A 16725-nucleotide genomic window follows, 5' to 3' on the forward strand; every position below is an offset into this window, starting at 1 on the left:
TCCGGAACCTATCAGAGCCGTGGCTTCCCACGGCCGGCGACCGCCCCGGCAGGCGGCCACGTCATGGCTTGGTGGCCCGGGTCCGGGGCAGCCTCGTGGCTCCGGCGGCGGCCAGCAGGCAGAAGCCCAGCACCCACCAGAAGGTGTCGCCGAACGCCCCGGAGATGTCCGGGCCGCGGGCGGACAGCCGGTTCTGCAGGACCACGGCGAGGGCAGCGGTGCCGACCGAACCGCCCACGGTGTTCAGCAGGTTGAGCGCCCCGGACGCGCGCGGGAGGTATTCGGGTTCGATGCGGCTGTAGACGATGTTCATCACGGGCGCGCCGACCATGGCCATTCCGATGCCACGGACCGCGAGGGCCAGGGCGATCACGACGTCCGGGACCTCGTGGCCGAGCTGGGTGAACGGAACCGTACCCGCGAGAATCAGCACGATGCCGGTGACCACGAGGGTCCGTGGCGCGACCTTGTCGACGGTGCGGTTGACCAGCACCGATCCGGCCGCCGCACCGAGCCCCTGGGGAGCCAGGAGCAGTCCGGCCTCCCACGCCGACATGCCACGGCCGGTCTGGAAGTACAACGGCAGCAGGAACATCGTGCCGAACACCGAAGCACCCAGGACGAGCAGCGCGACGGCGGCCGCTCCGAAGGGCGGCCGGGCGAACAGCCGGGGGTCGACCAGCGGTGTGCGGCGGGTCCGCAGCCCGTGCACGGTGAAGCCGGCCAGCATCGCCAGCCCCCCGGTCACGCCGGCCGCGGCCGGGAGGGTCCGGCCGTGGGCCACCTCGGTCAGCCCGAACACCAGCACGGCCAGGCCGGGTGAGAGCAGCAGGGCTCCTCGCAGGTCGAACGCCGTCCGCCGGGTCGACGGCGGGACCGCGGGCACATGGCGGCGGGCGAGCAGGACCGCGACGGCGCCGATCGGCAGGTTGACCAGGAAGAGCCACGGCCATGGCGCCACCGCGAGGATGGAGCCGCCGGCCAGCGGGCCGAGCACCGGTGACAGCAGCGGGACGACCGCGACGACACTGATCACCCGCCCGGTGCGGCCGGGGCCCGCGATCCGGGCCAGCAGTGCCTGCCCGGTGGCGGGCAGCAGCCCGCCACCGAGCCCCTGGATCACCCGGAACACGATCAGGCTGGTCACCGACCAGGCGGACGCGCACAGGACCGAGCCGAGGAGGAAGACGCCCACGGCGACGAGCCATGTCCGCCGGCCGCCGAACCGGTCGGCCAGCCAGCCGGACGCGGGCACGGCGGCGACCACGGCCAGCAGGTAGGCCGTGGTGACCCACTGGATCCCGGCGACGGAGGCACCGAACTCGTGGGCCAGGCCGTCGATGCCGACGCTGACGATCGTGGCGTCCAGTGTGGCCATGAAGGTGCCGAGCACCAGAATGAACGCGGTCCTCAGCAGCTGCTTGTCCACGCGCCCGGCCGGTGGCGCGGTATTCCCGCTCATCGGCCCTCCAGCAGCTCGCGCACGTCGTTGTCGAGGTGCTTGTCCAGGGTGCGGAGCAGGTCGAGCAGTTCCTCGGCGAGCCCGTCGGTGTCCGTACCGGCCCGGTGGGCGAACACGCCGGTCCAGCCGTCGCCGTCCGGCATGACGGTCAGGGTCGCGGGGTGGTGCGTGGACTCCCGGAAGCGGGTGCCGACGACCGTGAGCCCGGGGGCGGGCGCACGGAGCCGGTCCGGATCGACCGGGTAGTTCTCGAACACCACCAGGCTGTCGAACAGCCTGCGCCGCCCGGTCAGCCGTTCCAGGTCGGGCAGGGCCACGTGGTGGTGCTCGATCAGCGCCCGCTGCCGGGACTGGAGTTCGCCGAGGGTGTCGGCGAGTGTGCCGTCGAGCCGTGCCCGGACCGGCACGGTGTTGGCCAGCAGCCCGATGATCTCCTCGACGCCCTCCAGCTCCGGGGGCCGGCAGGAGACCATGGCGCCGAAGCAGACGTCGGCACGGCCGGACCGCCGCGCGAGCAGCACCGCCCATGCGCCCTGCACCAGGGTGTTCCGGGTCAGACCGCGCCCGGAGGCGAGGCGCGTGAGGCCGGCCACCAGCGCCGCGTCGAACTCGATGACCTCGGGTTCCTGCCAGGCCGGACCGGGTTCGCCGCCGCCCAGGTAGTCGCCCTCGGGCAGGCCGTCGAGCTCGGCCGCCCAGGCGCCGAGGTCGGGCTCGTGCTCGGCGCACCAGCTCAGGTAGTCGGCGAACGGCACGGGGGCGGGCAGGTCCGGGGCTCCGCCGCGCACCCGCGCCGTGTAGAGGGCGAACAGCTCGGTGAGGATGCGCGGGGCCGACCAGCCGTCGGAGAGCGCGTGGTGGCTGGTCAGGACCAGGTCGGCACGCTCGGGGCCGCGCCGGATCACGGTGAGGCGCAGGAGCGGGCCCCGGGCGAGATCGAAGGGTTCGGCGAGGTCGGCCGCCAGCACCTCGTCGGCCGACCCGTCGCAGACGCGGAAGTCGGGCCGGGGCGACGTGGGGATCACCGCCAGGGAGGCGGGGAACACGGCGCCCAGGTTCGGGTGACGGGCCAGCAGGTCGTCGCCCGCGGCCCGCAGGGCGTCGGTGTCGAGCCGGCCGGCGAGGGAGAACGCCGACTGCACGGTGTACGGGTCCGGGTGCTCGGTGCGCGAGTGCCGCAGCATCACCTCCTGCAGCGGGGTGAGCGGCTGTACGCCGGCGACCGGGCGGTCCCGGCCGAGCGGCCCGATCTCCGGTGCGGCGGCGATCCGCAGCAGGGCGGTCCGCAGGTGCCCGGCCAGGTCCTCGACCTCGGTGGCGGTGAACAGCGCGGACGGCCAGGTGATCCGGACCCCGAGCGCGTCGTCGCGCACGAGAGCGTTGATCATCAGGCTGTACGGCAGGGGCATCGCGTCGGAGCCGCCCGAACCGAGCGGGTCGGCGTCCGGGGGCGCCTGCCACGGCGTCTCCCGGTCCGGGGCGCCGGGGTACTGGCCGAGGTAGTTCCAGGCGATCTCCGGTTCCACGGGGTCCAGGAGGCCCGCCGCGGTGAGAATGCCGTGGCCGAGGCCGTCGCCCTGCGCGCGCAGCCGCTCCCTGACGGCCATCACGTCGTCGCCCGCGTCGAGCCGCAGAGGATGGACGGCGGTGAACCAGCCGACGGTCTGGGACAGGTCGACCTCCCGCGGGCGGCCGTGGCTCTCCAGCGCGACCAGTACCTCCGGCGTCCCGCGCCAGGCCCGCACGGCCCGGGCGAGCGCCGTCAGCAGCACGGCGTCCGGGGTGGTGCGGTGGGCGGCAGGCAGGGTCGTGATCAGGGCACGGGTCGACTCGGCGTCGAGCGCGATCTCGTGGTGCGTCGCCGTGGCCACGGTGTCCCGGGCGGGGTCGAGGGGACGGGTGAGGGCCGGTGTGGCGCTCATCCGCCGCCAGTGCGGCAGTTCGGCCCGCCGGTCGGCGTCGCGCAGCGAGCGCGCCCGGCCGAGGAACGACTGGCCGTGCCGGGTCAGTGATCCGCCGGAGTGGGCGTGCTCCAGGTCGTCCAGCAGGATGCGCCAGGACACACCGTCGACGACCAGGTGGTGGGCGACGAGGGCGAGCCGGCCCGGCCGGTCCGGTCCCGCGTCCACCCAGATCACCCGCAGCACGGGGCCGGTGCGCGGGTCGATCGACTCCCGGGCGGCGGCGATCGCGGAGTCGACGGTGGTTCGCAGGTCGTCCGCCGCGCGTACGCGGGTCAGCACCTCGGCACCGGTCACCGCGCCGGCCGGCGGGATGTGCAGCATGTCGCCGGACAGGCGGGCGCGCAGCACGTCGTGACGGGCCAGCAGGCCGTCGAGCACGGCCTGCCAGGTCGTCTCGTCCCCGCCCGGCGGGACGCAGATCTCCACCCACTGGCAGAATCCGTCCGCGGCGGCCCCCGCCCGGCGCAGCAGGTCCCGCATGACCGGGGTCAGCGGTGCGTCCCCGACCGCGGGTGCCGCACCGCCGTCGAGGGCGCGCGCCCGCGCCGCTATCCCGGCGACCGTCGCTCCCTCGAAGACGTCCCGCGGGGTCAGGCCGAGCCCCTGGCGCCGGACCCGCGAGACGAGTTGCAGCGACACGATGCTGTCCCCGCCGATGTCGAAGAAGCTGTCGTCGGGGCCGATGTCGTCGGTGCCCAGGACGTCGCGGAACACCCCGAGCAGCACCGCCTCCGCCTCGGTGGCGGGTTCGCGCCGCGCGGTGGCCGCGGTCCCGGGGGCCGGGAGCGCGGCGGAGTCGAGTTTGCCGCCGGGGCTCAGCGGCAGCCGGTCGATCGGCACGAGCGCCGTCGGCACCATGTGGTCGGGCAGTTCCCCGGCCAAATACTCGCGCAGCCCTGCGGGGTCCAGGCGGGCGTCGTCGGTCGGGATGACATAGCCGACGAGCCTGCCCTCCCGCATGATCACGGCGCAGGCGCGCACATCGGGGTGGCCGGTCAGAGCGGACTCGATCTCGCCGAGCTCGACGCGGAAGCCACGGATCTTGACCTGGTGGTCGGCGCGGCCGAGGAAGACCAGCTGTCCGTCCGGCCGCCACCGCACCAGGTCGCCCGTGCGGTACATCCGTTCGCCCGGCGGGCCGTACGGGTCGGCCACGAAGGCGGCGGCGGTCAGGGCGGGCCGGCCAAGGTAGCCGCGGGCCAGGCTCGGCCCGCCGAGGTACAGCTCGCCCGTCACACCGGCACCGGCCGGCTGGAGTCCGCCGTCGAGGACGTACGCGCGGACGTTGGGGTCGGGGCGGCCGATCGGCAGGGGCCCGGCGTCGTCCGGGTCGTAGTGCCAGGTCGTGGAGTTGATCGTGACCTCGGTGGGACCGTAGGCGTTGAAGAGCGCCCGGCGGCCCCGGCCCCAGCGTCGCGCCAGTCCGGGGTCGAGGCGCTCGGCGCCGACGACGAAGAACACGTCTGGGCCGACGGTGCGGCCGTCGGGCATCGCGGCCAGGAACGAAGGGAGCAGGTTCACTCCGGTCACCCGGTGCTCGACGATGTAGTCGAGCAGTTCGTCGCCGGGGACACGCACCTCCTCGGGCGCGATCACGGACGTGCCGCCGGAGAGCAGGGGCACCATGGTCTGCCAGAACGCGACGTCGAAGCCGGTCGACGCGAAGTGCAGGTACCGGTCGTGCTCGGTGACCCCGACGACCTCCTCCTGCAGCGCGATCAGGTCGGGCACACCCCGGTGGGTCACGCCGACGCCCTTGGGCCGCCCCGTGGTCCCGGAGGTGTAGATGACGTAGGCGAGCGCGTCCTCGGTGAGCCCGGCACGGGCCTCGGCCGGGTCGGTGTCCGGTACGGACGCGAGGGCGGCCGGGTCGTCCAGCCGCAGGACCGGGACATCGCGGTCGACGGGCAGTTCGGCGCCGGCCGTCACGGCCGCGGCCGGGGCGATGTCGTCGAACATGTAGGCCAGCCGCTCGCGCGGGTAGCTCGCGTCCATCGGTACGTACACGGCGCCCGCCTTGGCCACGCCGAACAGTGCCACGGTCATCTCGATGTCGCGGCCGAGCAGGACCGCGACCGGGTCCTGCGGTCGTACCCCGCGCTCGATCAGCGCGTGGGCCACCTGGTTGGCCCGCCGGTCCAGCTCGGCGTAGCCGAGGCTGCGGTCCCGGCAGACCAGGGCCTCGCCATCGGGCTTGCGCCGCACCCAGGCGGCGAACTCCTCCAGCCAGTGACCGCGGGTCCTGGCGGGGACGGTTCCGGTGCCGGTCCGCAGCATCCGCGCCCGCTCGTCGGCGTCGAGTGCGGGCAGCCGGATCGCGGGCCGGTCCGGGTCGTCCACGATCTCCCGCAGGAGGTTGTGGAGCCAGCGGCCGTAGTCGCGCACGGTCGCCGCGGCGAAGGCGCGCGGCTGGCGGCCGAGGCCGATGGTGATCTCCTCGTCGGGGATCACGACGACGGTCAGCGCGTAGTGCGTGGCGTCGGTGATGTCCACCCCGGCCAGGTCGAGTCCGGGGGCGAGCGGAGTGCGCTTCCGGCCGGAGAGCGGGAAGTTCTCCATGACCAGCATCGTGTCGAACAGCTCGCCGATGCCCACCGCCCGCTGGATCCCGGGCAGGCCGACATGGTGGTGCTCGGCCAGTACGACGCTCTCGGCGTGCACCTGTGCCATCAGGTCCAGCGCGGTCTGGTCCTGGGTGTGCCTGACGCGTACCGGGACCGTGGTGCCGAGTTGGCCGATCATCGACTCGACGCCGTCGACCTCGGCGGGCCGCCCGGACACCGGGCAGCCGAAGACGACGTCGCGGCGTCCGGTGAGCCTGCCCAGCAACAGGCCCCACGCCGTCTGGAACACGGTCGTCAGGGTGACTCCCCGCTCGCGGGCGAACGCCCGCAGCCGGTCACTGAACTCGCGGCCCAGCGCGACGCTCTCGCGGCCGGGGCGTTCGACGCCGGTCCCGGTGCTCGCGGGTGCCAGCCGTGTCGCGTCGTCGATGCCGGCCAGCGCGTCCCGCCACACGGCGAGCGACGCCTCCCGGTCCCGGCCCGCCAGCCACCGGAAGTACTCCGCCGGCGGTGGGGCGGCGGGTGCGGCGGGGCCACCGCTCAGCTCGGCGTAGATGGCGAGCAGGGTGCGGCCGACCAGCGGCATCGACCAGCCGTCGAGCAGGGCGTGGTGATTGGTGATCACCAGCTTGTGTTCGGCGGGCCCGGACCGGGACAGCAGGAAGCGGATCAGTGGCGGCCGGGCCGGGTCGAAGGGGCGCTCCAGATCGGCGCGGGCCGCTTCGGGGAACCGGTCGTCCTCCCGCCAGTCCAGGGCGACTTCGGCGGGGATCACCTGCACCACGTCGTCCCCGGCCGTGGCCAGGTACACGCGCAGAGCGGGGTGGCGGCGCAGCAGTTCACGCGCGGCCTCGGCCATCCGGTCCGGCTCCAGCTCGCCGGCCAGGGTCGTCACTGCCTGGACGACATAGACGTCGGTGTCGTGGTCGTCGCGGGCCAGGGTGTGGAAGGACAGCCCGAGCTGCAGGGGTGTGGCGGGCAGTACGTCGGCGATGCGGCCGGTGCGTTCGAGGGCGTCGATGGCGGTCTGGTCGAGGCCGACCAGCGGCAGGTCCGACGGGGTGAGCCCGCCCGGGGTGTGGAGCGCGTGCGCGGCCAACGCGTCCAGGGCAGCGGCCCAGGACTGCTGGAGGGCCTCCACGGCGTCGGTGCCGAGCACCCCGGTCGCGGCGGTCCACTCGACGGCGAGCCGCGGCTCGTCCTCCTCGTGGACGAAGCAGTTGAGCGCCAGCACCTGTTCCAGGGCCTTGGCGTCGGGCTCGATCACCGAGAAGGCGTCGCGCTCCGGGAGGCGCCATCCGGTTCCCGTCAACGGGGCGAACCTGCCCAGGTAGTTGAGCAGCACGTCCGGTGGCGGGGTGGCCGCGAGTTCACTGCCGGCCTCCGGATCGAGGTGACGCAGGACGCCGTAGCCGACACCGCCGTCGGGGACCGCGCGCCGGGCCTCCTTGGCGGCGCGGAGCACCTGCCGCACGCCGTCGGAGGCGGGGACGCGCACCGGGTACTCGCTGGTGAACCAGCCGACGGTGCGGGACAGGTCGAGGTGTTCGCGGCCGTGGCCCTCCATCGACACGGTCACCGCGTCGCCGCGCACGCCCCAGCCCCGCAGGGCGAGCACGAGCGCGGCCAGCAGTACCTCGTCGACACCGGCGCGGTACGCCGCGGGCAGGGTGGTCAGCAGCGCCTCGGTGGCCTCGGCCGAGGCCACGGTGACCGACCGGTGGGCGGTCGCCACCGTGTCGCGCGTCCGGTCCAGCGGACGGGCGCCCAGCCGGGACGCGGAGTCGAGGGCGGTCCGCCAGTGGGCGAGTTCACCGCGCCGTGCGCCGGATTCCCCCTGGGCGGCGAGGAGCAGGGCGTGCTGCCGCCAGGACGTCCCGACCGGGGCGAGAGAGCCGCCCGTGCAGGCCGTGTGGAGGTCGGGCAGCAGGATCCGCCAGGACACACCGTCCATGGCGAGGTGGTGCACGACGACGACCAGCCGGTCCGGGGTGTCGTCGCCGGTACGGAGCAGGGCTGCCCTCAGCAGGTCGCCCGACCGCGGGTCGAGTTCACCCGCCAGTCGCCGGGCCAGGTCCGGCACGTCCTCGCCGTGGGCCTCGCCGACGACGGCCCGTACCAGGCCGCGGGGCAGCGTCTCCAGGCCGTCGGCCACCCGCAGCCGCAGGGCGTCGTGGTGGTCGAGCACGGCCTGCACGCCCGTGACCAGGTCGTCGTGGTCGAGTCCGTCGACCCGCAGAGCGGTCCACTGCGCGTACCCGGCGACGACGTCCACGTCGGGATGCGGGTCGAGCAGGTCGCGCACGATCGGCGGGGCGGGCACGGACCCGACCGGGTCGTCCACCGGCTCGGCGGTCTCATCCAGCAGTTCGGCGGAGGCTGCCAGGGCGGCGAAGCTGCGGCGTGCCAGCAGGTCCCTCGGTCGCAGTCCGAGGCCCGCAGCCCGCAGTCTGCTGCTGACGGTGATCGCGGTGATGCTGTCCCCGCCGAGTGCGTAGAAGTCGTCGTCCACGCCGACCCGTTCGACGTCGAGCGCCTCGGCGAGGACCGCGCACAGCAGCCGCTCCCGCCCGGTGCTCGGCTCCCGGCCGCCGCCGGGCAGCGCGGGTGCGGGCAGGGCGGCGCGATCGAGCTTGCCGTTGGGTGTGACCGGCAGCCGGTCCAGCACCACCACCGCCCCGGGCACCATGTGCCCGGGCAGCCGCCCGGCCAGGTGGGCACGGGCCTCGTCCCCGGTGACCGAGGCGGACACGACGTAGCCGACCAGTCCGGACGCCCGCACCGCGGCGGCCGCCGCGGTGACCCCGGGCACCGCGGCGAGCGCCGCCTCGACCTCGCCGGTCTCCACCCGGTGGCCGCGGATCTTGACCTGTCCGTCGCCCCGGCCGCGGTACTCCAGGCCCCGTCCGGGCACCCAGCGGGCCAGGTCGCCGGTGCGGTACATCCGCTCGCCCGGCGCGCCGAACGGGTCGGCGACGAAGCGCTCGGCACTCGCCCCGGGCCTGCCGAGGTAGCCGCGGGCCAGGTGCGGTCCGGCCAGGTACAGTTCGCCCGCCGTGCCGTGCGGCACCGGTTGCAGTGCGCTGTCCAGGAGGTAGGTCCGGGTGCCCGCGAGCGGGTGGCCGATGGTCGGTTCGCCGGCGTCGATCCGCGCGGTGGTGCTGTCCACGGTCGCCTCGGTCGGCCCGTACATGTTGCGTGCGGTGATCCCGGAGCCGGCGACCCGCCGCCACAGCGCGGACGGTGTGGCTTCGCCGCCGAGGACCAGCAGTGCCGGCCTCAGGTCCAGCAGGCCGGCGTCGACCAGGGGCGAGGCCATCGACGGTGTGGTGTCCACGATGTCGATGCCGTCGCGGGCGTACGCGGCGAGCAGGGCGTCGGCGTCGCGGGTGGTCTCGGTGTCGTAGACGTGCAGTTCGTGCCCGCACAGCAGCCACACCAGATGGTCGAGGGCGGAGTCGAAGGCGAACGAGTAGGTGTGGGCGGCGCGCAGCCGTCCGCCCGTGGCCCGTTCGGCCTCGGCGACGACCGTCGACCGCTGGTGGTGCAGCAGTGCGGCCAGGCCGCCGACCCGGCCGAGCACGCCCTTGGGCCGTCCGGTCGACCCTGAGGTGTGGATGACGTAGGCGAGGTGCTCGGGGTGCCGGGGCGCGGCCAGTTCGCCGGCGGTCAGGGGCGCGCCGGACAGCCCGGCGGCCTCTGCGCGCAGGGTGCTCCAGGGCAGTCCGTCGACCGCACCGGCGGTCAGTACCAGTGCGGGGCGGGTGTCGTCGATCAGCTCGCGCAGCCGCTCGGGCGGGTGTGCGACGTCCAGGGGCAGGAACGCGGCGCCCGCGTCCAGCACCGCCAGCAGGGCGACGACCGAGTCGGCGGAGCGCGGCAGCGCGAGCGCCACCACGTCGTCGGCCCCGATCCCGCGCGCCCGCAGGGCTCGGGCCGACCGGTGCACCCGGTCCGCCAGTTCGGCCGCCGACAGCCGGTCGTCCCCGCAGACCAGGGCGGTACGCCCGGGGCCGGCGGCGGCCATCGCGTCGAAGGCGGCCGGCACGTCCACCGGTGTGCCGGGCAGTGCGGGCGGGCACCAGTCGCCCAGCAGCCGGTCCACGTCGTCGGCCAGGGCGATCCGTCCGACGGGCAGGCCCTCGGTCAGCCCGGACAGCAGTGCCCGGAGCCCGGACAGCAGGCCGTCGACCGCGTCCTGGTCCTTGGAGCGGGCGTCGACCTCGAAGCCGAGCAGCAGTCCGCCGTCGCGGGTCGGCAGGACGCTGAGGCCCATGTCCTCCGGCGGACCGCCCGCGACGTTGCGCATCACCCCTGCGGCTCCGGCGAAGTCGAGCGCCAGGTCGAACGCCTTGAGGTTGATCCCGCGTCCGTGCAGCAGCGCGCCCGCACCGGGCGCCGCGAGGTCCCGGGGCAGGTCCTCGCCCCGGTACCGCTGGTGGTCGCGCATCTCGCGCATGGCGCGGGCGACCCGCCGGCTCAGTTCCACGAGGTCGTCCCCGGCGCGCACGGTCACCCGCAGCGGCAGCACATTGACCGCCATGGCGGGGGTGCGCAGTTCGGTCGAGCCGGCCCGGCACATCAGCGGCAGCGCGAACACCACGTCGGTGCGGCCCAGCATGCGGTGCAGGAAGGCGGCGTAGGCGGCGATCAGAGCCTCGCCCCAGGTGACGCCGACCCGGTCGGCGAAGGCGCGCAGCCGGGCCGTGTCGTCGGGGGTGACGACGGCGCGGGCGGTCAGGGTGCGGCCGGGCGAGGAGGCGCCGGTGCCGGGATCGTCGAGGTCGGGCAGCGGGGTGAACCGCTCGACCCAGTAGGCGCGGTCCTCGGCGGACCGGTCGCTGTCCCGGTAGGCCCGGTCGGCGGCGACGAGGTCGGCGAAGCGGCCGAAGGCCGACGGTGGCGTCTCGGTCCCGCGCACCAGGGCGGTGTAGTGGGCGGCGGTGCGGCGGGCGAGCATGGAGGCGGTGTAGCCGTCGAAGACCAGGTGGTGGCCCAGCTGGGTGTACCAGACCTCGTGGTCCGACAGCTTGATGACGGTACGTGAGCAGAGCGCCCGGTCGACCATCCCCCGGCACGCCTCGGCGGCCCGCCCCCGCTCGTCCTCGACGAGCGCCCGTGCCGTGGCCACGGGGTCGGCCGCACCGCTGACGTCGATCACCTCGGGCAGCCCGACCGGTTCCCCGCTCACCGCCTGGCGCGGCCCGTCCGGGGTGTCGTACACCCGCAGCCGCAGGGTCTCGGCCTCTTCGGTGGTCGCCCGGACCGACTCCGCCAGCGCGGCCGCGTCGACCGGCTCGGTGCCGGATATCTCCACCACGTCGCCGACCACGTAGTAGGGCGAGTCGGGTTCGAGGCGCTGCGCGTTCCAGATGCCCAACTGGGCCCCGGTCAGGGCGAGAAGGCCGTCCGAGGGCACGCTTGTGGGGCTCAACTTACTCTCCTTGAAGTGTGGGAACGACCATCGGTGTGCCGGTCACCGGGTCGGGGACGATGACGCTCGGCAGGTCGAACACGTCCTTGATCAGCGCGGCGTCCACGATGTCCCCGGGGGCGCCCTCGGCGACCACCCGGCCGTCCTTCATGGCGACCAGGTGATCGGCGAACCGGCATGCCTGATTGATGTCGTGCAGGACCGCGACCACCGTGCGGCCCTCGTTGCGCAGTCCGGCCAGCAGGCCGAGCAGTTGGTACTGATGAGTGATGTCGAGGAACGACGTCGGTTCGTCGAGCAGCAGGCAGGGCGTCTGCTGGGCGAGCACCATGGCCACCCACACCCGCTGCCGCTGTCCGCCGGACAGCTCCTGCACCGGCCGGCCGGCCAGGTCCTCGACTCCGGCGGCGGCCATCGCCTCGTCGACGGCCGCCTCGTCGTCCCGCGACCACAGCGCCAGCATCGACTGGTGCGGGAACCGACCCCGGCCCACCAACTGCCGGACCTTGATGTCGTCGGGTGCCAGCGGGTCCTGCGGCAGGAAGCCGAGTCTCTTGGCCAGTGCCTTGGCCGCGTAGCCGCCGAGGTCTCGGCCGTCGAGTTCCACGTGCCCGGAGTCCGGGCGCAGCAGCCGGACCAGCGCGCTCAACAGGGTCGACTTGCCACAGCCGTTGGGGCCCACGACGGCGGTGAACGCGCCGTCGGGGATGTCGAGGCTCAGACGTGTGGCCACCGTCCGGTCTCCGTGGCGCAGGGTGATCTCCCGCGCCGTCAGGCGTGCGGTCACGCGCGCCTCACCTCCTTGGTCAGCAGCCAGATCAGATAGCAGCCGCCGATCGCGGTGCTCACCACGCCGACGGGCAGTGCGACGGGCGCCAGCAGCATCTGGGCGATCAGGTCGGCGCCCTGGAGCAGCACCGCTCCGCTCAGCGCGGCCGGGAGCAGGGGTACGCCGGCCGCGCCCGCTAGCCTGCGGCCGATCTGCGGGGCGGCCAGGGCGATGAACGCGATCGGGCCGGCCACCGCGGTCACCGTGGCCGTGCAGCCGACGCCGACGAGCACCATGAGCAGCCGCAGCCGGTCGAGCCCGACCCCGGTGGTCACCGCGATCGCGTCACCGAGCGATGCCTGGTGCATGGCGTGCGCCCTCGTGGTCATCAGGATCAGCAGCACGGCGATCACCGAGAACGGAATCCCCAGGTCGGCCCAGCCCACGCCGTTGAGCGATCCGGCGTTCCAGCCGACGGCGGCGATCGCCACCTCCAGCTCGGCACGCAGCACGATCCACGAGTTGACCGCGGTCACCATCGCGTTGACGGCGATTCCGATGACCACCAACCGCATCCCGGAAAAGCCCCGTTCGAACGACAGCAGGTAGATCGCCGCCGCGACGGCCAGCCCGCCGGCTACCGAGCCGACGGCCAGTTGGGCGGACGTGCCCGACAGCGCGGTGAGGGCGACCAGGGCGCCGGTGTAGGCGCCCGCGTCGAGGCCGATGACGTCCGGGCTGCCCATCGGGTTGCGGGTGAGGTTCTGGAAGAGCGCCCCCGCCACCCCGAGTGCGGCGCCGAAGACGAGCCCGGCCAGCACCCGCGGCAACCGCCAGTCGCGGATCACCACGGAGTGTTCCGCCCCGGTCAGCACGGCGAACACCCTTCCGGGGGAGGACCACGAGGCGCCGTAGCACAGCCCGAGCAGTCCCAGGCCCAGCATCAGGGTGAGCATCACCGCGACGAGCAGCACCGTGCGGCGTCCGGCTCCCGGTCCGAGTGCGGTCACAGCGACCCCGCCCCGTAGCGGCGAACGGCCCAGATCAGCATGGGGCCGCCGAGGAACGCGGTCACGACGGCCACCGGCACCTCACCGGTGGGCAGCAGCACCCGCGACCCGATGTCGGCGGCCAGCAGCAGGATCGGGCCCAGCACCATCGTGTAGAGGATCAGCCACGGGACCGAGCCCGCCGCCGGTCTGCGTACCAGGTGCGGCACGATCAGTCCGACGAACAGGATCGGCCCGGCCACCGCCGTCGCCGCCCCGCTGAGCACGGTGATCAGCACCAGCGCCGCGGCCCGCACCCGGCCCACGCCCGCGCCCAGTGTCCGGGCCACGCTCTCGCCCAGCATCAGGGCGTTGAGTGCCCGGCTCAGCAGCAGCGCACCGAGCAGGGACACGGCGATCGCGGTCAACGGCAGTGCCAGGGGCGCCTGTTCACGGCCCGCCAGCGAACCGACCGACCAGAACCGGTAGACGTCGAAGACGTCCGGGAGCATCAGCCGCATGCCCAGCGCGACGCCGCCCAGCACCGCGGTCAGGGCCACGCCGGTGAGTACCAGGCGCAGTGGTGAGCGCTGCCCGACCGCGGCGACCAGCAGTGCCGCGAGCACGGATCCGGCGATCGCGAAGCCCAGTTCGCCCGCCTGTCCGCCGGCCAGCCCGAGCGCCGAGCCGACGGTGACGGCGAACCCGGCGCCCGCGGTGACCCCGAGGATGCCGGGCTCGGCCAGCGGGTTGCGGGCCAGCGTCTGGATCAGCGCACCGGCCACCGCGAGCGCGGCGCCCACCGCGATGGCCAGCAGCGCGCGCGGCGCCCGTATGTCGCGCACGATCACCTGGTCGTCGGTGCCCCGGTGGTCGAGCAGTGCCCGCACGACCTCGGCGGGCGGAACGTGGCGGGCCCCGACGCCCATGCCGAGCACGGCGATCGCCGCCAGCAGCAGCAGTCCGCCGACGAGCAGGCCGATCCGTGGCCCGGCTCGCCCGGTTCTCGCCGTCCGGGAGGCGCGGCCCGCGACGGTCACCGGTTCAGCAGCGGAGCGAGCGACTCGTCGATCGCGTCCAGGGTCTGCATGGCCTCGCCGTAGGTCGCGGCCTCGGTGTAGCGGAACGGGAAGGCCTTGCCGGCCTTGACGGCGGGCAGGTTCTTCCAGAGCTTCGAGTCCAGGACGTACTGGACGGACTTGGGGATGCTGCCGTCGGCGTTGACCGAGTACGTCATGACATCGGCCTCGCGGAAGGCGGCCGGGAGCTCCTCGATGGACGGGTACTCGCTGACCGCTTGCGAACCGGGGCCGGGCTTCTTGACCTTGCCGTAGTACTTCGCGCCGAGGTCCTCGGCGATGTTGGTGCCCCACGAGCCGTTGAACTCGCGCTGGAAGGTGCCCTTGGCGGCGTCACCGTACGCGCCGACGTGCCCCAGCTTGAGCTGGGGCAGCACGTCCTTGTACTTCTCGGCCAGCTCCGCGGCCCTGGACCCGTACGAGTCCTTCGCGACGTCGAACTGCTTGAGCGAGCCCGCGGCGTCGGACTGCTTGCGGGACAGTTCACGCCACGCGGAGGGCACGGTCGGGCCGATCGCCACGACCGGGGCGATCGACTCCAGCCGCTTGACGTCGATGTCGCCGAGCACGGGGGCGGGCACACCGATGACAATGAGGTCGGGGTCGGCCTCGGCGACGGCCTCGTAGTTGGTCTCGGCCGCCTGCTCCCCCGCCACCTTGGGGAGCTTCCTGTACTCGGCCAGGTCCTCCTCGGACATCATCGGCTCGCCGCGCTTCCACGACGAGATGCCGACCAGCGGTGCGTCGGCCTCGATGAGGGCGGGCACGGCATAGCCGGTGGCCACCACACGCTCGGGATGGGCGGGGATGGTGATCTCGCCGTTGTCCGCGGCGAACACACGGGTCTTCCCCTTGCCGGAGGCTTCCGGCCCGCCCTGCGACGACGACCCGCATCCGGTCAGGACGAGGGCCAGGGACACGGCTCCTGCCAGGCCGAACGATCTGCGTATGGACATGTGGTGCTCCTTGCTGGTTGCGTGGGGCCCGTCCTGTTCGACGGCCCTGTGGTGGTACGACGGGGCGGCGGCGTCCTGCCCGCCCCTGTCCGACCGGCTGGTCAGTGGTCGTCCTCGTCGAAGTCGGCGACGCCGCGCTTCCAGTAGCCGGTGATGTCGTGATCGGCCCGGTCCAGGCGCAGTTCGTCGCGGACCCAGCGGCGCAGCGGCTTGATCTGTCCCGCCTCACCCGCGACCCACACGTAGACCCGCTCCCCCTCGGGCACGGCCACGGCGGTCACGGCTTTTGCCAGCGCGTCGCCGGCTCCCGCCGGCAGATCTCCGCGGTGCAGCCAGCGCACTTCGACGCCGTCGGGAGCGGACAGCTCGATCTCCTCCGCGGCGTCGGTGACTTCGACGAACGCCCAGCCCTTCGCACCCCTGGGCAGTTCCTCCAGCCATCGCGCGATGGCGGGCAGGGCCGTGATGTCGCCGGCGAGCAGGTACCGGTCGTAGCTGTGCGGGACGATCAGCCCACCGGGCGGCCCCGCGACGTGCACGATGTCGCCGGGCCGGGCCGCACGCGCCCAGTCCGACGCGAGGCCGCCCTCGTGCGCGGCGATGTCGATGTCGATCTCGCCCGCGACCGGGTCGTGGCGGCGCACGGTGTACTCCCGCGAGATGGGCGCCGGCCTCGGCCAGCGCAGCATCGCCCCGTCGGGCTCGGGCAGCCGCAGTGTGCCGTCAGGGTCCGGGAAGAGCAGTTTCACGTGTTCGTCCGGCGCGTGGGCCTCGAACCCCTCGGTGCCCGCACCGCCCAGGGTCACCCGCAGCAGACCGGCGCCGACCGCGACCACGCATACGACTTCGGCCGCGCGGATTCCGATCGGGTAGCCCACTTTCTCGGCGTGGAGACCCGCCCGGACCTCCGCGATCCGGTCCAGGTGCCGGTGCCGGTGGTCGATCCGGCTCATGCTGAATGCCCCGTCAGAAGTGCTGTCCAGTGGGCGAGTTCGGGCTGCTCGGCCAGGTCGGGAAACTCCAGCGCGACCGCTCCGGCGGCACGCCAGCGCCCGACCAGCGTCATGATCCGCACCGAGTCCAGGCCCAGGTCGACCAGGTTCTCCTCGGGCGCGATGTCGGCGGGGTCGCAGTCGAGCAGTTCCGCGACGTCCGCTCGGACGCGTTCGGGCGACAAGGTCTGTTGCATCGGTTGCTCCTGCGGGGATGGGTGCCGACAGCGTGGTCCACGTGTCGGTGGTGGTCACGACGCAACGGCACGGGGCCAGGTGCGCCCGGTCGTGGCGTGCGGGAGGGGGAACGGGAGAAGACGGCGGCCCCGTCGGGACGCCGACGACTCCACCCCAAACCAAGGTAAGGCTAACCTAACTTATCGACGCCGAACACATGACCTTCAATCCGGCGCCACACATCCCCGCCCACCCCAACTCCGCCTGCCCGGCCACCCGTAACACTTCGATCCGGCCCATCGGGGCACCGACCTCATCGCGAACAAGTTAGGTTACCCT

General features: G+C 73.8%; 8 protein-coding genes. All 8 read right to left on the reverse strand.

Annotated elements, in window-relative coordinates:
* Positions 1-61: 61 nt before the first annotated feature.
* The 8 genes from AB0D53_RS33440 to AB0D53_RS33475 all read right to left on the reverse strand — a co-directional run bounded on the left by AB0D53_RS33440 (position 62) and on the right by AB0D53_RS33475 (position 16406).
* A complete protein-coding gene (locus AB0D53_RS33440; RefSeq protein ID WP_362452979.1) occupies positions 62-1462 on the reverse strand; it encodes a DHA2 family efflux MFS transporter permease subunit in 1401 nt (466 codons plus the stop codon).
* Positions 1459-11424 (reverse strand): amino acid adenylation domain-containing protein, encoded by a 9966-nt coding sequence (locus AB0D53_RS33445; protein ID WP_362452980.1) that lies wholly within the window; start codon positions 11422-11424, stop codon positions 1459-1461. Before AB0D53_RS33445 ends, AB0D53_RS33440 begins: the two co-directional genes overlap by 4 nt.
* Position 11425: 1 nt before the next feature.
* Positions 11426-12211, reverse strand: coding sequence for an ABC transporter ATP-binding protein (locus AB0D53_RS33450; RefSeq protein ID WP_362452981.1), 786 nt, complete (start codon positions 12209-12211; stop codon positions 11426-11428).
* Positions 12208-13149, reverse strand: a complete 942-nt coding sequence (locus tag AB0D53_RS33455) for an iron chelate uptake ABC transporter family permease subunit (protein ID WP_362453012.1) — start codon at positions 13147-13149, stop codon at positions 12208-12210. Before AB0D53_RS33455 ends, AB0D53_RS33450 begins: the two co-directional genes overlap by 4 nt.
* Positions 13150-13199: 50 nt before the next feature.
* Positions 13200-14222 carry an iron chelate uptake ABC transporter family permease subunit gene (locus AB0D53_RS33460; RefSeq protein WP_362452982.1) on the reverse strand — a complete coding sequence of 341 codons (1023 nt, stop codon included), beginning with the start codon at positions 14220-14222 and terminating at the stop codon, positions 13200-13202.
* Entirely contained in the window at positions 14219-15217 is a 999-nt protein-coding gene (locus AB0D53_RS33465) for an ABC transporter substrate-binding protein (RefSeq protein ID WP_362452984.1), read from the reverse strand. Before AB0D53_RS33465 ends, AB0D53_RS33460 begins: the two co-directional genes overlap by 4 nt.
* A gap of 101 nt (positions 15218-15318) precedes the next feature.
* Entirely contained in the window at positions 15319-16170 is an 852-nt protein-coding gene (locus tag AB0D53_RS33470) for a siderophore-interacting protein (protein WP_362452985.1), read from the reverse strand.
* Entirely contained in the window at positions 16167-16406 is a 240-nt protein-coding gene (locus AB0D53_RS33475) for a phosphopantetheine-binding protein (RefSeq protein WP_362452986.1), read from the reverse strand. The genes AB0D53_RS33470 and AB0D53_RS33475 overlap by 4 nt, the downstream gene beginning before the upstream one ends.
* Between the last annotated feature and the right edge of the window lie 319 nt (positions 16407-16725).

The sequence above is a fragment of the Streptomyces sp. NPDC048295 genome (assembly GCF_040652135.1).
Classification (GTDB): Bacteria; Actinomycetota; Actinomycetes; order Streptomycetales; family Streptomycetaceae; genus Streptomyces.